This window comes from Sphingomonas radiodurans (assembly GCF_020866845.1).
GTDB classification, from domain to species: Bacteria; Pseudomonadota; Alphaproteobacteria; order Sphingomonadales; family Sphingomonadaceae; genus Sphingomonas; species Sphingomonas radiodurans.
In genome coordinates, this window is sequence record NZ_CP086594.1 from 2,589,397 (window position 1) to 2,605,968 (window position 16,572).

Here is a 16,572-nt window from a genome sequence, read left to right on the forward strand (position 1 = left end):
CTGAATGACCGAAGCCATCTTCACCCGCGACGGCGCGGCGTTCGTGGCGAGCCGCTACGCCGCCGGGCCGTGGCATCCCGAGCTCCAGCACGGCGGCGCGCCCTCCGCGCTGGTCGCCTGGGCGGCGGAGCAAGTGCCGACCGCATCGCCGATGCGCGTCGCGCGCGTGACGGTGGAGCTGTTGCGCCCGGTCCCGGTCGATCGGCTTGAGGTGGAGACCGAGGTGATCCGCGACGGGCGCAAGATCCAGCTCGTCCAGGTGCGGCTCCTCCACGCTGGCAAGGAAGTGACGCGCGGGAACGTGCTGCGCGTGCGGATCGCGGACGAGCCGCTGCCGGAGGGCGCCGCCATCGAAGGCGGGCCGGGCTCGCCCGACGATGTGGCGCCCGACACGCGATTTAAGCGTGGCTTCCCCGACAGCGTCAATTTCGGCGCGAACTTCGACATGCGGCGCATCCGCGGCGGATTCGGCGAATTGGGCCCCGGCAAGATGTGGTTCCGCCAGCACCGCGCGCTGATCGCCGGCGAGCCGCAAACCCCGGTGACGCGCGCGATGGCGGTGGCGGATTTCTCGAACGGCATCGCGCCGATGCTGCCGTTCGACGCTTGGACGTTCCTCAACGCCGACCTCACCGTCAGCTTCGCACGCGCGCCGGTGGGCGAGTGGCTCTTCTCCGATGCGGAGACGTGGCTCGGCGACGATGGCGCTGGACTGGCAATGACTCGCCTCGGCGACTCGCGCGGCTGGTTCGGCCGCGCGGTGCAGTCGCTCCTGGTCGAGCGGCGCTAACGCGCGACGCGACCAGGCTCCTGCAGGTCGGCGCGTCGCCGTTCACCGGAACCTGCGCCCCTCCAACAGCAAGGCCGCGATGAGCCACTTCCTTCTCCAGTACGAATTGTCGCCGCAATACCTCGCGGACCGGCCACGGTTCCGGGACGAGCATCTCGCGCTCGCCTGGCGCGCGGCCGACGAGGGGGCGTTGATCCTCGGCGGCGCGGTCGGGGATCCGATCGAGTCCGCGCTTCTCCTGTTCCGGGATGCCGAAAGTGCCACGGCGTTCGCCAACGCCGACCCTTACGTTCGCGAAGGGCTGGTCTTCAGTTGGCGGGTGGCGCCATGGGCGACCGTGGTGGGCGCAGAAGCGGCTACGCCCGTTCGCCCGTCAGAATAGACGCGCCACTATCGCTTGCGGACGAACTCTGCGCGCAGCACGAGGCCCTTGACGCCCTCGTAACGGCAGTCGATCTCCTGCGGGTCGCCCGTCAGCCGGATCGACTTGATGAGCGTCCCGCGCTTCAGCGTCTGGCCGGCGCCCTTGACGGCAAGATCTTTCACGAGCGTGACTTGGTCTCCGTCCGCCAGCAGGTTGCCGACCGCATCTCGCACCTCCACCGGTCCGGCAAGCGGGTCCGTAGCCGTCAGCGCGGTAGCTTGAACCCATTCGCCGCTGTTCTCGTCATAGACATAATCGTCGTCGGGCATGCCGTCTCCTGGCGCCTCCGAAAGCGTGCGCGGCATGTCGTACCGCAATGCGAGCGATCACGCGACCAAAGCCGAGGCGGGCCTCAAGCCAACGACGGTCTCACGCTGGTACCGGCAATCCCGGCGCAAGGATGGCGTTCGTGACCAGATCCGGCCGGACATGATGGATCATGTGCCCGCCGCCCGCGATCTCCAGGCCAACCGCTTGGCTGAGCTCGCGAAGCAACCGCGCTGATTGGATCGACTGGTCCACCAGCTTGTCGCCTTCGCCCCACAGGATCGTCACCGGTAGTTTTAGCTCACCATAGCGCTTGGCGAGCCGGGCGGCGGCGGCCGGCATTTGGCCGCTGTCTGCTGCGGTCGCGCGAAGCTGTTGCGGGCGCAATATCAGGCCGAACGGCATGTAATCGAGGAACCGCTGGGGCGGACGGGCAGGCGAAAAGACCATCCGGTTCCCGAACGGCCCCGTCAGCCGGGTCTGAATCGGCGCGATCGTATGGGAGATCAGATCGCCGATGATCGGCATGCCCGCGATCGTCGTCGGCACCGCATCGGGGCGCATGGTCGGGAAGAAATAGCCCGAGGCCAGCACGAGCCGCGACAGCTTTTCGGGATGATCGAGCGCCCAGGCGAGCGCCACGAGCGTGCCCCAGCTATGCCCCATCACCACCGGTCGCTCGACCCCGATTTGTGCGCACGCGGCAACCAGCAGCGCGGCCTGGCGCTCGGGCGTCCAGACCGTGCCCCGTGGACGCGCGCTATAACCATAGCCGGGGCGATCGAACACGATCACGCGCCGCGACTCGGCGAGTCGGTCGACCAGCCCGCTCGTCATGAAATCCTGGATCAGCGATCCGCTGCCATGGATCAGCACGACGGGATCGCCGCTGCCGCGTTCGAGCACGTGAACCGCGACGCCATCGACGTCCAGGATGCGGCCGACGGGCGGGTAGCGGTGCTCGGCCCGTCTGCTGGACACCTGATTGAACGCCAGCGCCGCGAGTGCCGCGCCTGCCGCGTACAGGCCGTTTCTGCCGGTCAGGACGGTGTTGGTGCTGCTCATGTGCGTCTCCTGGCCCGGGTCAGGGCGGTCTCGGGTTCGCAATGTTCAACAAAAAAGATGCATCGATGGGTCCGGACAAACCCAATCAAAGCTAATAATTGGCAAGTTACCTCGCGAAACGCGAGATATCTGCCCGGATCAACCAAGAACAAACCCTATGTTAGGACTTGGCCTGCGCGCGGCGCGGAACTGACCAGCAGGAGGAGAGTTGGAAGGTCTTACCGAATTACAGAGAGTTAATGTCATGGGCCGAAACGACCTATTATCCTCGTTGAACCTCGGCACCTTGGTTGTCGGTGTCGTAATATTGATCGCAGCACTGCTCTACTTCATGCGGAAACGATCCAATCGCCACTCGATGGACGGCCGTCAGGAGCGCAACGTCGGCGCCGATCTCGACGCGGGTAAGAAGGCGCCGGATCATTCGCGGCGCAGCTAATGGCTGAGCGGCCTTTGCGGCCGCAGGTGCTCAGTTGAAGATAGAAGGCTTTGGCGTCATGCCCAAGTTGCGACTGGCGGCAGGCTCATCAGGATCGCGTCGATGTTGCCGCCGGTCTTCAGGCCGAACGACGTGCCACGATCGTAGGCCAGGTTGAACTCGGCGTAGCGGCCACGCCACGCCAGCATCTGGGCGACATCGGCATCGGTGAACGGCGCGGCCATGCGGCGGCGCACGATACGTGGGTAAGCGTCGAGAAATGCCCGACCGACATCCTGCGTAAACGCGAAATTGGTCGCGAAATCGCCTTCGAGATGATCGTAGAAGATGCCACCGACCCCGCGATGAACTTGGCGATGAGGGATATAAAAATACTCGTCCGCCCACTGGCGATAGCGCGGGTAATATTCCGGATCGTAGCGATCGCAGGCGGCCTGCAGCGTCGCGTGAAAATCCGCGGTATCCTCGTCGCGCGGCAGCGGCGGATTGAGGTCCGCCCCGCCGCCGAACCAGCGCTTGGTGGTCACCAGGAAGCGGCAATTCATGTGGACCGCCGGCACCTGCGGATTGGCCATGTGTGCGACCAGGCTGATGCCGGTGGCGAAGAAGCCGGGATTCTCCCCCGCACCGTGGATCGACTTGGCGAAATCGCCCTCGAACGTGCCCCCGACGGTCGAGACGTTCACTCCGACCTTCTCGAACACCTTGCCCTTCATCACCCCACGCACGCCGCCGCCACCGGGCTCGCCCGACGGGTCGATGCGGTCCCACGGCGTATAGGTGAAGTCCGCGTCCGAGCCGTTCTCGCGCTCGATGCTCACGAACTCGGCGCAGATCAGGTCGCGCAGATGCTCGAACCACTGGCGTGCGGCGGCTTGTTCGGCATCGAGGGTCAGCGTGGTCATGCGGCGAACAACTCTCTGATCGTGTCGGGTGCGCGCGCGAGCAGATCGCGCGCGAGCATGGCGGGGTCGTTACCCCAGCCGGAGACATGCGCGCTACCGTCCTCGGCGAACAATTCGGCGCGGATCATGCCGTCGTCGCTCGCGAGCGCAGCGACGGGCGAGTGACAGCCGGCCTGCAGCGCGGCGAGCAACGCCCGTTCCGCCAGCACGCAGCGATGCGTCGGCGGATGGTCGAGGATTTCGAGCAGCGCGCGCGTGGCGCCATCATCAGTTCGCGCTTCGATCCCCACCGCGCCCTGCGCCGGCGCCGGAAGCATCACGTCGAGCTCGATCGCGGTGCCGACGTCCGGACGGCCAAGCCTTGCGAGCCCCGCCGCCGCCAGCAGCGTGGCATCGGCTTCACCCGCCGCCAGCTTGGCAAGCCGGGTATCGACGTTGCCGCGGAACATCACGACCTTCAGGTCCGGCCGCATCCGCAGCAGCTGCGCGCGGCGTCGTGGCGAACTCGTGCCGATCGTCGCGCCGACGGGCAGGTCGGCGATCGAGGCCGCGCCGATCAGCCGATCGCGCACGTCTTCGCGCGGCAGCATCGCGGCGATGGTGATCGCGGCCGGACGGATCGTCTCGACATCCTTCATCGAATGCACCGCGCAATCGATCTCGCCGCCCAGCAGCGCGCGATCGAGCTCCTTCGTCCACAGCGCCTTGCCGCCGATCTCGGCGAGCGGCCGATCCTGCACCACGTCGCCCGTCGTCTTGATGATGACGATCTCGACGTCGACGCCATGGCCCGCGATCAAGGCATCGCGCACCATTCCCGCCTGGACGAGGGCGAGCGGCGAGCCGCGCGTTCCGAGACGAATGAGGGTCATGAATGTGCCGCCATATTGCGGCGCGGCAAAGCTACCCGAAGATCACGCGGCACCAATCAGCTCTCCCCACCTTCGATGCCGGGGTATGGTCTGGCACAGAAGCTGTCAAACAATGTGGACAGATTCCCCGTCGGTCGGGCTTGGCTTCTACGGGTGATCCCGCCTATGTTAGGGCCGTGCCTAGCCTTCACGCTCTCGCCAATCCGGCCCGATTTCTCAAGGTGACGCGTCCGTTGACCCCGCTGCTGTTCTGGGCGGGTGCGGTGCTGATCGCAATTGGGGTATGGGCCGGGCTGACGCAGACGCCGGCGGATTATCTGCAGGGCGAAAGCGTGCGGATCCTCTACATTCACGTGCCCACCGCCTGGCTCGGCACTGGTGGCTGGACCGGCATCGCGATCTCGAGCGTGATGTATCTCGTCTGGCGGCATCCGCTGTCGAACATCGCCGCGCGCGCGATCGCCGCGCCGGGCGCATTGTTCGCCGGGCTGTGCCTTGCGACCGGCGCGATCTGGGGGCGGCCGACCTGGGGCACATGGTGGCAATGGGATGGCCGGCTCACCTCGATGCTGCTGCTGTTCTTCGTCTATCTCGGCTACATGGGCCTAGCCCGCGCCGATGCCGAGCGCGGTGGCGATGGCCGCATCCCGGCGCTGTTCGGCATCGCCGGAAGCGTGCTGCTGCCGGTGATCCGCTACTCGGTCGTCTGGTGGAACACGCTACACCAAGGGCCGAGCATCACGCTGTCGGGATCGAGCATCGATGCCGCGCTGCTCTGGCCGCTGTGGTGGACGCTGGCCGGTTTCACCTTCTTCTTCGCGAGCATCGTCCTGATGCGGATGCGCGCCCTGCTTGCCGTCTCGCGCGTCGAGGCGCGGATGCGCCGGATGGCGGCGGTATGAACGCCTGGCCCTTCATCACCGCGGCCTATGTGCTGACGCTGGGCGCGAGCGGCGCCGTCGCGCTGGCTGCCTTCCTCGCGATGCGCCGCGCCGAGGCCGCCGCTGACAAGGCCACACGCCGATGACCGCCAAGCACCAACGCTTAACGCTCGTGCTGCTGGCGGTCGCCGCGGTCATCGGCGCCGCGCTACTCGCGATGTCCGCGATGAAGGATCAGGCGGCGTTCTTCTACGCGCCGAGCGATCTCGCCAAGGCCGATGTCGCGCCGGGCACCGCGATCCGGCTCGGCGGCATGGTGGCGATGGGGTCGGTCAAGAAGCTGCCCGACGGCGTCACCACCAGTTTCCTTGTTACCGACAATGTCGCGACCACCCCGGTCGCGTACCGCGGCATCCTGCCCGATCTGTTCCGCGAGGGCTCAGGGATGGTCGCCGAGGGCCGCGTCGTCGCGGGTGGCGCGTTCGTCGCCGATACGATCCTCGCCAAGCACGACGAGCGCTACATGCCGCCGCAAGTCGCCGGCAAGATGCAGAAGGTCGCCACGGTCAACCAATGAGCGATCTGGTCACGGTCACAACGCCGGCGCGCGCCCGGCGAGCGAGGGTGCTCGATTGCTAGCTGAAGCCGGGCTTGCCGCCATCTGGTTCGCGGGCGTGCTCGCGCTGCTGCAAGCGGTGCTGGCGGCGCTCGGCATCGCGCGCGACGAACCTGAAATCCTCGAGGCGGTGCGCAAGGTCGCCATCGTCCAGGGGCTGCTCGCCGGGCTGGCGATGGCGCTTCTGATCGTGCTGTTCCTGCAGTCCGACATGAGCGTGCGGCTGGTCGCGGAAAACAGCCATTCGGCCAAGCCTTGGCTATACAAATTCGCCGGCTCCTGGGGCAATCACGAAGGCTCGATGCTGCTGTGGGTCACCGTGCTTGGCCTGTCGGGCGGCGCGGTCGCGCTGTTCGAGAAGCGCCTGATCAAGCAGACGCTGATGGCGACGCTCGGCGCGCAGGCGGCGATCGCCTTGGGCTTCTACGCCTTCCTGCTGTTCGCCTCGAACCCGTTCGCGCGGGTCGATCCGGCGCCCGCCGACGGCAACGGCTTGAACCCGCTGCTGCAGGATCCCGGCCTCGCGTTTCATCCGCCGACCTTGTATTTCGGCTATGTCGGCATCTCGATCGCGTTCAGCTTCGCGGTCGGCGCGATGATCACGCGCGATGTCGGCCCGGCCTTCGCGCGCGCGATGCGGCCCTGGGTGCTGGCGGCATGGATATTCCTGACGCTCGGCATCACCGCCGGCAGCTATTGGGCCTATTACGAGCTCGGCTGGGGCGGCTGGTGGTTCTGGGATCCAGTCGAGAACGCCTCGCTGATGCCGTGGCTCGCCGCGACCGCCTTGCTCCATTCGGTAACGGTGCTGGCGACACGTGACGGTCTGCGCGCCTGGACGGTGATGCTGGCGGTCGTCGCATTCAGCATGTCGATGCTTGGCACCTTCCTCGTGCGCTCGGGCATCCTGACCAGCGTCCACGCCTTCGCAGTCGATCCCGAGCGCGGCGCCTTCATTCTGGCATTGCTGGTGATCTACATCGGCGGCGCACTGGCGCTGTTCGGCTTGCGCATCGGCACGGTGCGCGCCGGCACGGCGTTCGAAGCGGTCAGCCGCGAAGGCGCGCTGGTGCTCAACAATCTGTTGCTCACCGTCATCCTCGGCGTGGTGCTGATCGGCACGCTCTATCCGATCGTCGCGGCATCGTTCGGGGTGCAGCTGTCGGTCGGCCCGCCGTTCTTCAACAAGGCCGCAGGCCCGATCGCTTTGGTGCTCGTCGCCGCCATGGCGATCGGTCCCGTGCTGCGCTGGCGCCGCGATACCTTGCCGGATGCGTTGCGCCGCGTGGCCATTCCAACCGCCGTGGTCGGTCTCGCGCTGGTCGCGATGCTGCTGCTGGCGCCCGGCATCGGCGTGCTCCCGCTGCTCGGGCTGATCCTCGCCGCCGGTGTCGCAGTGGCAAGCGCCGCACCGCTGTGGGGGCGTAATCTCGCGCGCACGCCATTGACGATCTGGGGTATGGTGATCGCGCATCTCGGCATTGCGGTCAGCCTCGCCGGCATGGCCTCCGACAGCGCTTTCACCCGCGAAACGCTCGTTGCGGCACGGATCGGCGAGCCGCAGTCGGTTGGCCCGTTCAGCGTCACGCTCGATCGCGTCATGCCCGCCGCCGGCGCGAACTGGTCGGCGCTCGAAGCGCAGTTGAGCGTCCGGCGTGGTGATCGCTTGGTGACTCAGCTGCGCCCGCAATCGCGCTTCTTCGCCAATCCGACGATGGTGACCAGCGAATCGGCGATCTCCACCCGGCTCGATGGCCAGCTTTACACCGTGCTCGGCCAGCAGGATTCCGCCGGGCGGTGGCAGATCCGCTTGTGGTGGAAGCCCTTCGTGACGCTGATCTGGTTCGGCGGCGTGCTGATCGCACTTGGCGGCATGGTGTCGCTGATCGGCCGGATGCAGCGCGAGCGGCGCCGTGCGCCACAAGTCGCGCTGGCGATATGAAGCGGCCGTTGCTCTGGCTGCCGCTGCTGGCCTTCGTCGCCTTGCTCGGCGTCGTCGCGAATGGCCTGTTCCGCCCCGCCGACCGCGTCGTGCGCTCCGCGCTGATCGGCCAGCCACTGCCCAGTTTCGCGCTGCCGCCGATGGTGCCGGGCAAACCCGGGCTGACGACGCAGGATTTCAATCGCGGTGAGCCGCGCCTGCTCAACGTATTCGCCAGCTGGTGCGTGCCCTGCATCGCAGAGGCGCCGCAGCTGATGGCGCTGAAGCAGGCCGGCGTCCCGATCGACGCGATCGCGATCCGCGATACCGATCTAGCGATCCGCGCCTTTCTCCAACGTAACGGCGATCCCTTCGCCCGCGTCGGTGGGGATCCCAATTCGCAGGTCCAGCTCGCGCTCGGATCGTCCGGCGTGCCCGAAAGCTTCGTGATCGACGGCAAAGGTCGCATCGTCCTGCAGCATGTCGGCGCGATCGAGAATGCCGACGTGCCGCGAATCATCGCCGCGGTCAGGAACGCGCGATGAAGCTGCTCGCGAGCCTTCTCATGCTGCTGCTGGCCGGGCCTGCACTTGCCCAGTCGAACCTGCCGCCGGCGCGCTACGCCAACACCCAGATCGCCGATCCCGCCAAGGAGGCCGAGGCGCGCGCGCTGATGGAAACGCTGCGCTGCCTCGTCTGCCAGGGCCAGTCGATCGCCGACAGCGATGCCGAAATGGCCGCCGACATGCGCGCCTTGGTGCGCAGCCGCATCGCCACTGGCGAAAGCTCGGCGAGCGTGCGGCAGGGGCTGATCCGCAGCTATGGCGATTACGTCACTTACGATCCGCCGCTCAGCCCCGTCACCGCCCCGCTGTGGATCGCCCCGCTGCTCCTGCTGGCGATCGGGGGGCTCATCGCCGCGCGCAGCTTCAAGCGGAAGCGTCGCTGATGGGGTGGATTACTGCTGCGATCATCGGATTGGTCGCCTTTGCCGTCCTCCGCCTGATCGGGCTGCCGCGCGGCTATGGCCGGTTCGTCGTCATCGCGCTGGCGATCGGCGCGGCCGGCTATGCGGTGCAGCAACGCGCGGCGCTGCCAGGCCATCCGGTCACGGCCAAGACGCGCGCGATCGAGGTCGATCCCGGCATGGTCGCCTTCCGCTCGATGATTCTGCCCGGAACAGCCCAAAGCCGGGCGACGCTGGCGCAGGCCGATGCCGATCTGCGACAGGGCAATTCGGCGTCCGCGGTGGCAAGGCTGCTCGAGGCGACCCGGCGCAACCCGCGCGATGTCGCGCTGTGGACGGGACTCGGCAGCGCATTGACCGCACACGACGCCGGGCAAATGTCGCCGGCGGCGCGCTTCGCCTTCCAGCGCGCGTGGCAGATCGCGCCGCGCGATCCGGGGCCGCCGTTCTTCCTTGGCCTCGCTTTGGTCCAGTCGGGCGATCTCCCCGCGGCAAAGGTCGCCTGGCTGCGCGCGCTGGCGCTCGCCCCCCGCGACGCGGCCTACCGCGTCGACATCGCCGAGCGGCTGGTCGTGATCGACGATTTCCAGGCGATGATCGCCGGCGAAGGCCGCAAGCCGTAGAAGGCGACGGTGGTGTCCGTCATTCCCGCGCAGGCGGGAATCCATATTCCAGTTCAGTGATTATAGATTCCCGCCTTCGCGGGAATGACGAAGAACTTCACCCGTTCGTGCTGAGGAGGCATTGAGCTTGGCGAAATGCCGTCTCGAAGCACACGCCCTGAACGATGCGGCCAAACCCCCTTAAGCAAACGGCCGATTAAGCCGAACGATCGCCCAGTTTAGCCACGCCGCAAAACTCACCCACAGCAGATACGGCACGATCAACAGGCTCGCCTTCTGCGAGATCGGCCACAACCCGATAACCAGCGCGACCAGCGAGCCCCACAGGAAGACGACCTCGATCAGCGCCCAGTCGGGCCTGCGAAGGCGGAAGAACAACGGGCTCCACAGCGCGTGGGCAACGGCATTGGTCCCGAACAGGATCACCACGCTCGTCCGCGCCGCCGCATCGGGCGCGGCATTCCACGCGATGATTGCCGACCACGCCGCCAGCCCGAGGATGATCGTCCAAGCCGGGCCGAACAGCCAGTTCGGCGGTTGCAGCGATGGCTTGCGCAACTCGGCATACCACGATCCGATCGGCGTCATCAGCCCGCCAAAGGCGCCAAGGAAGATGGCGACCGCTACCGCAATGATCGTCGGTGTGGAGGGCAAGGCGTCGTCCGGCTTGTGGAGTGTCCAACGCATGGTACACGGATCGCGTGAAACTGTCCTTTCCCTTTTCCGCAATCGTCGGCCAAGACGAGATGAAGCAAGCCTTGTTGATGGCGGCGGTCGACGCCCGGATCGGCGGCGTCATGGTGTTCGGCGATCGCGGCACTGGCAAATCCACTGCCGTCCGCGCGCTTGCGGCGCTGCTGCCGCCGATTCCGGCGAGCACTGCTGGCTATCAGGATGGTACTCCCTGCAAGGGCAACGTGCCCGTGCCGTTCGTCGATCTGCCGCTTGGCGCGACGGAAGACCGCGTCGTCGGCGCGCTCGATCTTGAACGCGCGCTCGGCGCTGGCATCAAGGCGTTCGAGCCGGGGCTGCTTGCGCGCGCGAACGGCGGGTTCCTGTACATCGACGAAGTGAATTTGCTCGAGGATCATATCGTCGATCTGCTGCTCGACGTCGCCGCCTCGGGCGAGAATGTCGTCGAGCGCGAGGGGCTGAGCGTACGGCACGCGGCGCGCTTCGTCCTGATCGGCAGCGGCAACCCGGAGGAAGGCGAATTGCGGCCGCAGTTGCTCGACCGCTTCGGGCTGTCGGTCGAGGTCCGCACGCCGCAGGATATCAAGCAGCGCGTCGAGATCCTCAAGCGCTGCGACGCCTTCGAGCGTGAGCCGGGCGCGTTCGTCGAATCCTGGGCGAAGGCCGAACGCAAGACGCTCAAGCTGATCGCGCGCGGGCGCGCGGCGCTTGCGGGTGTCGTCGTGCCCGATCCGGTGCTGAACTTCGCCTCGCGACTGTGCATGGCGGTCGGCGCCGACGGGCTGCGGGGCGAACTGACGCTGATGCGTGCGGCGCGGGCGCTGGCGGCGCTCGAAGGCACGACGGCCGCGACGACCGATCACGTCGCCGCCGTGGCGCCGATGGCGCTGCGCCACCGCCTGCGCCGCAACGTGCTCGACGAAACCGGCTCGTCGGCACGGATCGAGCGCGCGCTGGAGGATATGGCGGCGTGAGCGGATCGGGCGATTCGCCGCCCGAAGTCCCGAACGATCCCCTGCACGATGCGCTGATCGCGGCGCGCTTGTGTGCGATCGATCCCGGCCTCGGCGGCCTGATCCTGCGGGGCGGCGACAGCTTGCGTGACCTCGTGGTCGATGCCTTGCGGGCGGCGCTCCCCGCCGGCGCCCCGGTGCGGCGAATCCCCGCGCATATCGACGATGATCGACTGCTCGGCGGGATCGATCTCACATCGACGCTGGCGCTCGGCCGGTCGGTGACGCGGACCGGGCTGCTCGTCGAAGCCGATGGCGGTGCGGTGGTGGTCCCGATGGCCGAGCGGATGAGCGATGCGCTCGCCGGGCGCCTCGCCGCAGTGCTCGACACCGGAGAGGTGGTGGTGGAGCGCGACGGCGCGGCGCTGCGCGGCGCCGCCCGCTTCGTCACCGTCGCGCTCGACGATGGCGAAGAGCCCGACGAGCGCCCTCCGGCCGCGCTGGCCGAACGGCTGGCGTTCTGGATCGACCTGTCCGGCGCCCGCGCGCCGTCAGCCGCCGACATCGCAGCTCCGGCCGTCGACCGTCACGCTCGCGGCGCAATCCCGACTCCGGAAATCCTCGAAGCGCTCACCGCCACCGCCGCTGTGCTCGGCATCGATTCGATCCGCGCGCCGATGTTCGCTTTGCGCGCCGCACGCGCCTCCGCGAACCTCAACGGCCGGGAATCGATCGCAAACGAAGATCTGGTTTTTGCCGCGCGCGTCGTCCTGGCCCCGCGCGCGACGCAATTGCCCCCGCCAGAGGCGGAATCCGAGAGTCGGAATGACTCGCCACCCCCCGAAAATACCCCGGGAGATGACGAAACTGTCGACACCGGCCAGCTCGACGATGTCGTGCTCGAAGCGGTACTTGCGGCGCTGCCCAAGGACATGCTCGCCCGCCTGGCCGCTGGCCGCGGCCGCAAGGCCAGCGGCGCCAGCGGCGCCGGCGAGCGCCGCAAGTCCAGCGCCCGCGGCCGTCCGATGGGTGCCCGCGCCGGCGTCCCCGGCGGCGGCCTGCGACTAAGCCTGATCGACACGCTGCGCGCCGCCGCCCCGTGGCAGAAGCTGCGCGGCGGAGACGGCCGGATCCAGGTCCGCCGCGACGACCTGCGCATCCGCCGCTTCGAGACTCGCGCGGAAGCCGTTACAATCTTTGCCGTCGACGCCTCGGGATCGTCCGCGCTCGCGCGACTCGCCGAGGCGAAGGGCGCAGTCGAGTTGCTGCTCGCCGAGGCCTATGTGAAGCGCGCGCAGGTGGCGCTCGTGGCGTTCCGCGGCCGAACTGCCGAACTCCTGCTGCCGCCGACCCGGTCTTTGGCGCGCGCGCGGCGGTCGCTTGCCGAGCTCCCAGGCGGCGGCGGCACACCGCTCGCGGCGGGGCTGAATGCGGCGCGCGAGCTGGCGGAGGCATCGCGCGCACGCGGGCGCACGCCGTTCGTCGTCGTGCTCACCGACGGCCGCGCCAATATCGCCGCCGACGGCAGCACGGTACGCAGCGTGGCCGAGGCCGATGCGACCGCTGCAGCCAAGGCGATCGGCGCAGCGGGCATCGCCGCCGCCTTCGTCGATATTTCAGCACGTCCTCGCCCTGAAGGCGCAGCGCTAGCGGCTGCAATGCGCGCCCGATACTTGCCACTGCCACGCGCCGATGCAGCGGCGATGCACGCTGCCGTCAGCGCGGCGCAGCGACAGTGAGCGCCGCCCCGCGCTGGGCGGTGGAGGGCCGTGACTGGCCCAACCACGCGCATAGCCGCTTCGTTGATGCTGGCCGGTTGCGCTGGCATGTCCAGGTCATGGGTGCCGGCCCCGTGCTGCTCCTGCTCCACGGCACGGGCGCCGCCACGCACAGCTGGCGCGCGCTGGCGCCACTGCTGGCAGCGGACTTCACCGTCGTGGCGCCGGACCTGCCCGGCCACGGCTTCACGGCCGGGCGCCCGGCGGGAGGGCTCGCGATGCCCGCCATGGCGCGCGCGGTGGGTGAGCTGATGCAGGTGCTTGATTTGGCGCCACATATCATCGTCGGGCATTCGGCTGGCGCGGCAATCGCAGCGCGTATGGCTTTGGACGGCTTGGCTAAACCCGATGCAATCGTGGGACTCTCCGCGGCGCTGCTGCCGTTTCCGGGGTTGGCCGCCAAGCTGTTCCCGACGCTCGCGCGGATGCTGTTCGTCAACCCCTTCGCGCCGCACATCTTCGCGCGGCTGGCGCGAACGTCGGGTGAAACCGCGCGGTTCCTGGCGCGCGCGACGGGCTCGCGGGTCGATGCCGAAGGGGTGCGCTGTTACGCGACGCTGTTGGCCAGCCCGGCGCATTGCGCGGGAGCGCTCGCAATGATGGCGGATTGGGATCTGGCTGCGCTCGCGCGCGATCTGCCACGCCTCGTGCCGCCGCCGCTACTCATCCACGGCAGCGCCGATGCTGCCATCCCGCTGCGCAATGCAACCGAGGCTGCGGGGATGATTCCGGGTGCGCGCGTAACGCCGCTCGCGGGATTGGGCCACCTCGCGCACGAGGAGCAGCCCGAACAAGTGGCCGCGCTCATCCGGCAATTCGCAGGAGAAAGGGTATGAACAGCAGTTACTTCAGCATGCTGGACATGGCGATCGCCGGCGTCCCCGCGCTTGCCTTCGGCATCTGGCAGCTCGTGTCGGTGAATCGCGAAATCGCGCGCGACAAGCTCGCCAAGGCCAAATCGCTCGAGTCCGAATCACCAGAAGGCGCGGGGCATCCGGTAGGGGAGCATCGACTGGACGATCGGTGACCGGAAGCGGCCGAGCGACAGGCTTTCGTGCACCGCCTGGACGTCCTCGCCGAACATTCGAGTCGCCAGCGCCGTGCGGGCATAGAAGGGCGCGTCGATCCACGTCTTGATGACGCGCGGGGCATGGCCGGCATCGGCCCGCGTCGCGCGCTTGATTAGCCAGCCGGTCCGCGGCAGCGCCGCAGCGGCGGGCTGAACGACATCATGCCAGCGACCCTGGCGATCGAACTTCAGCGCGAGATCGAACGGCGTGCCATCGCGCCGTTGTCCCTCATACAGCACCGCGACGTCATTCTTCAGATGCGCACGCGACCAATGCCAGTCGTTGAACCCCGCCTCCAGCGGCTCATCGCCGAAGTTCGAGTCGAAATATCCATCCCCCGACCAGCGGACGCCGGGACGCTCCATCTGCACCTCGACTCGCGCGCGCGGCGCCACGGGGTGCCAGCGGTGCGCGCCGGCCGGATCGAGCATGAAGGCGGTCGTGCCGATCATCTCGGGGCTCACGCGCACGGTGCCGCGCACGCGATAGGGCAGCGGCGCCGAAATCTCGTCGATATCGATCACCAGCGTATCGCCGTCCCAGCGCATGCTGCTCGGCCCGACCGCGAAATGATCGCGACCGCGATCGACTCGCGTCGATGGGCGTTCGGTCATTGCCCAGGCGTTGGCGCGCGGTCCGCTGAGCGAAACGTTGATCGCGCAGTGATTGTCGGGCCGCTGGCGACCGCTCAGCTTGTAATAGGGCGAAAAGACGCTGCCGACGAAAGCGATGATCGTCAGCCCGTGGGCGCCGTCCTCGCTCGTCGCGTCGATATACCACCAGGCATAGCCGTTGGGCTGGACCGCGACGTCGAAGCGCGGTCCTTGAGCAGGCATGCGGCGGCTAGTCGGCCGGAAAGCGCGGCCATCGGGACGCCCGCGCCGGGGTGCGTGCTCCCGCCCGTGCAATAGAGCCCAGGGATCGCGGTCCGGCTTCCCTGCCGGCGGAAGGAGGCCGCCCACCCGTGCGAGGCCGGTCCATAAAGGGCTCCACCCGTCGAGGGAAACATCGCCGCGAAGTCGTGCGGCGTCGTCAGCACCGTCGACGGCGCCAGATCGAGCGAAAGTCCCGCCCGCGAAACGCTGTCCAGCATCTGCCGTCTGCATGTGTCGATCTCCGCTTCGGTAGGGGGGGCGCCGTAACCATTGGCGGGCGCATTGACGATGATCTGAAGCCGCTCATGGCCCACCGACGTGTGGCCATGGTCGTCACGATCCTGCGCACAGACGTAGACGCTGGGCGCGGCGGCCAGGCGGCCCGCGGCGAGCGCCGCGAACTCCGCTGGATAGTCCTCTGAGAAGAATACGTTGTGGCGGCTGAGCGGAAAGCCCGCCGTCTTCGTTTGCGCGGTCCACACCATCGCGCTGAGCGAGCGGCGGCGTGGCGGCATCGGCGACACCGCGCGCTGTACCGCCGGCCCGAACGCCCCCGCCCCGATCGCCGCGGGATCGGCGTTGCAGACGACCGCGCTCGCCGCCAGCCGCTCGCCGCTCGCCAGCATTACGCCCGCCGCGCGGCCGCGCTCGACCAGGATCTCGCGCACCGGCGCTTCGTACCGAAACCGCACGCCGTTACGGCGCCCGAGCGCCTCGATCGCCAGCGCCAGCCGGTGCATCCCGCCGTCGATCAGCCATATGCCGCTCGCCTCGACATGCGCGATCAGCATCAACGTGGCGGGGCAGGCGAACGGCGACGAGCCGCTATAGGTGGCATAGCGGCCGAACAATTGCTGCAATCGCGGGTCACGGAAGTAGCCGCCAAGCGCCCGCCACAGCGAGCTATAGGCCCTTAGGTTCAGATAGTCGGGCAACCCTCGCGCACCCATCCGCCAGCCGAGCGTGATCGGATCGGTTTTGGTATCGCGCAGGAAGGGGCGGTCGAGCGCGTCGAACAGCCGCCGCGCCTCGGCACGAAACCTGCGATAACCCTCCGCCTCGCCCGCACCGGCGAAGTCGCCGATCGCCGCCTCGCTCGCGGCCGGGTCGGCAAACAGATCAAGTCGCGCTTCACCCCAGGCGTGGCGGGCCAGCGTCGCTGCGGGCCGCATCGTCAGGTCATCGTCGAGCGCGCCGCCGCAGGCCGCGAAGATCTCGTCGAACACGCCGCGCATGGTGAACACGGTCGGGCCGCCATCGATCGGCTCGCCGTCCACCATCACCGCGCGCAACTTGCCGCCTGGCCCCGCCGCTGCCTCGACCAAAGTGACATCGCAGCCACGCGCGGCGAGAAGCGCGGCGCTGACCAGCCCGCCGACCCCCCCCCCGATCACAACCACAACTTCGCCCGGCATCGCGCCGCATCCTCCTGC

21 protein-coding genes are annotated in these 16,572 nt (G+C 68.2%); 14 read left to right on the forward strand and 7 right to left on the reverse strand.

What is annotated here, in order from left to right:
• Window positions 1–4: 4 nt before the first annotated feature.
• Window positions 5–790, forward strand: a complete 786-nt coding sequence (locus LLW23_RS12000) for a thioesterase family protein (RefSeq protein ID WP_228945748.1) — start codon at window positions 5–7, stop codon at window positions 788–790.
• Between the two features lie 79 nt (window positions 791–869).
• Window positions 870–1,172, forward strand: a complete 303-nt coding sequence (locus tag LLW23_RS12005) for a YciI-like protein (RefSeq protein WP_228945749.1) — start codon at window positions 870–872, stop codon at window positions 1,170–1,172.
• Window positions 1,173–1,180: 8 nt separating this feature from the next.
• On the opposite strand, the gene LLW23_RS12010 is transcribed toward LLW23_RS12005, so the two are convergent.
• Window positions 1,181–1,483 carry an alkylphosphonate utilization protein gene (locus LLW23_RS12010; protein ID WP_228945750.1) on the reverse strand — a complete coding sequence of 101 codons (303 nt, stop codon included), beginning with the start codon at window positions 1,481–1,483 and terminating at the stop codon, window positions 1,181–1,183.
• Between the two features lie 100 nt (window positions 1,484–1,583).
• Window positions 1,584–2,546, reverse strand: coding sequence for an alpha/beta fold hydrolase (locus LLW23_RS12015; protein WP_228945751.1), 963 nt, complete (start codon window positions 2,544–2,546; stop codon window positions 1,584–1,586).
• 208 nt (window positions 2,547–2,754) lie between these two features.
• Between LLW23_RS12015 and LLW23_RS12020 the strand changes: the two genes are divergently transcribed.
• On the forward strand, window positions 2,755–2,985 hold the full coding sequence (locus tag LLW23_RS12020) for a hypothetical protein (protein WP_228945752.1): 231 nt from the start codon (window positions 2,755–2,757) through the stop codon (window positions 2,983–2,985).
• Window positions 2,986–3,041: 56 nt separating this feature from the next.
• Here the strand turns inward: LLW23_RS12020 and hemF are convergent, their stop codons facing one another.
• On the reverse strand, window positions 3,042–3,890 hold the full coding sequence (hemF, locus tag LLW23_RS12025; protein ID WP_228945753.1) for an oxygen-dependent coproporphyrinogen oxidase: 849 nt from the start codon (window positions 3,888–3,890) through the stop codon (window positions 3,042–3,044).
• On the reverse strand, window positions 3,887–4,762 hold the full coding sequence (gene hemC, locus LLW23_RS12030) for a hydroxymethylbilane synthase (RefSeq protein WP_228945754.1): 876 nt from the start codon (window positions 4,760–4,762) through the stop codon (window positions 3,887–3,889). Before hemC ends, hemF begins: the two co-directional genes overlap by 4 nt.
• Before the next feature lie 176 nt (window positions 4,763–4,938).
• On the opposite strand from hemC, the gene ccmC reads away from it, so the two are divergent.
• The 7 genes from ccmC to LLW23_RS12060 are packed head-to-tail and all read left to right on the forward strand — an operon-like array spanning window position 4,939 to window position 9,770.
• A complete protein-coding gene (gene ccmC, locus LLW23_RS12035; protein WP_228945755.1) occupies window positions 4,939–5,664 on the forward strand; it encodes a heme ABC transporter permease CcmC in 726 nt (241 codons plus the stop codon).
• A complete protein-coding gene (locus tag LLW23_RS17545) occupies window positions 5,661–5,789 on the forward strand; it encodes a hypothetical protein (protein WP_270049233.1) in 129 nt (42 codons plus the stop codon). The genes ccmC and LLW23_RS17545 overlap by 4 nt, the downstream gene beginning before the upstream one ends.
• Complete coding sequence (gene ccmE, locus LLW23_RS12040; RefSeq protein WP_228945756.1) at window positions 5,786–6,220, forward strand: cytochrome c maturation protein CcmE; 435 nt, start codon at window positions 5,786–5,788, stop codon at window positions 6,218–6,220. The genes LLW23_RS17545 and ccmE overlap by 4 nt, the downstream gene beginning before the upstream one ends.
• Before the next feature lie 55 nt (window positions 6,221–6,275).
• Window positions 6,276–8,201 carry a heme lyase CcmF/NrfE family subunit gene (locus LLW23_RS12045; protein WP_228945757.1) on the forward strand — a complete coding sequence of 642 codons (1,926 nt, stop codon included), beginning with the start codon at window positions 6,276–6,278 and terminating at the stop codon, window positions 8,199–8,201.
• On the forward strand, window positions 8,198–8,725 hold the full coding sequence (locus LLW23_RS12050; protein WP_228945758.1) for a DsbE family thiol:disulfide interchange protein: 528 nt from the start codon (window positions 8,198–8,200) through the stop codon (window positions 8,723–8,725). Before LLW23_RS12045 ends, LLW23_RS12050 begins: the two co-directional genes overlap by 4 nt.
• Window positions 8,722–9,129: a cytochrome c-type biogenesis protein gene (locus tag LLW23_RS12055; protein ID WP_228945759.1), complete on the forward strand. Its 408-nt coding sequence runs from the start codon at window positions 8,722–8,724 to the stop codon at window positions 9,127–9,129. The genes LLW23_RS12050 and LLW23_RS12055 overlap by 4 nt, the downstream gene beginning before the upstream one ends.
• The gene (locus LLW23_RS12060) at window positions 9,129–9,770 is read left to right on the forward strand and encodes a tetratricopeptide repeat protein (RefSeq protein ID WP_228945760.1); all 642 of its coding nucleotides are present in this window, start codon (window positions 9,129–9,131) and stop codon (window positions 9,768–9,770) included. Before LLW23_RS12055 ends, LLW23_RS12060 begins: the two co-directional genes overlap by 1 nt.
• A gap of 180 nt (window positions 9,771–9,950) precedes the next feature.
• Here the strand turns inward: LLW23_RS12060 and LLW23_RS12065 are convergent, their stop codons facing one another.
• Complete coding sequence (locus LLW23_RS12065; RefSeq protein WP_408642045.1) at window positions 9,951–10,358, reverse strand: TspO/MBR family protein; 408 nt, start codon at window positions 10,356–10,358, stop codon at window positions 9,951–9,953.
• Between the two features lie 113 nt (window positions 10,359–10,471).
• Here LLW23_RS12065 and LLW23_RS12070 point away from each other — a divergent pair, with 113 nt between their 5' ends.
• Genes LLW23_RS12070 through LLW23_RS12085 form a run of 4 tightly spaced genes read left to right on the forward strand, consistent with a single transcriptional unit; the run spans window position 10,472 to window position 14,221 of the window.
• Complete coding sequence (locus tag LLW23_RS12070) at window positions 10,472–11,437, forward strand: ATP-binding protein (protein WP_228945762.1); 966 nt, start codon at window positions 10,472–10,474, stop codon at window positions 11,435–11,437.
• A complete protein-coding gene (locus LLW23_RS12075) occupies window positions 11,434–13,155 on the forward strand; it encodes a magnesium chelatase subunit D (protein WP_228945763.1) in 1,722 nt (573 codons plus the stop codon). Before LLW23_RS12070 ends, LLW23_RS12075 begins: the two co-directional genes overlap by 4 nt.
• Window positions 13,152–14,030 carry an alpha/beta fold hydrolase BchO gene (gene bchO / locus LLW23_RS12080; protein ID WP_228945764.1) on the forward strand — a complete coding sequence of 293 codons (879 nt, stop codon included), beginning with the start codon at window positions 13,152–13,154 and terminating at the stop codon, window positions 14,028–14,030. Before LLW23_RS12075 ends, bchO begins: the two co-directional genes overlap by 4 nt.
• Entirely contained in the window at window positions 14,027–14,221 is a 195-nt protein-coding gene (locus LLW23_RS12085) for a hypothetical protein (RefSeq protein ID WP_228945765.1), read from the forward strand. The genes bchO and LLW23_RS12085 overlap by 4 nt, the downstream gene beginning before the upstream one ends.
• On the opposite strand, the gene LLW23_RS12090 is transcribed toward LLW23_RS12085, so the two are convergent.
• Together LLW23_RS12090 and crtD are read right to left on the reverse strand one after the other, a co-directional pair.
• The gene (locus LLW23_RS12090) at window positions 14,168–15,100 is read right to left on the reverse strand and encodes a hydratase (RefSeq protein WP_333473766.1); all 933 of its coding nucleotides are present in this window, start codon (window positions 15,098–15,100) and stop codon (window positions 14,168–14,170) included. The genes LLW23_RS12085 and LLW23_RS12090 overlap by 54 nt on opposite strands.
• Complete coding sequence (gene crtD / locus LLW23_RS12095; RefSeq protein WP_228945766.1) at window positions 15,001–16,554, reverse strand: 1-hydroxycarotenoid 3,4-desaturase CrtD; 1,554 nt, start codon at window positions 16,552–16,554, stop codon at window positions 15,001–15,003. Before crtD ends, LLW23_RS12090 begins: the two co-directional genes overlap by 100 nt.
• Window positions 16,555–16,572 lie beyond the last annotated feature (18 nt).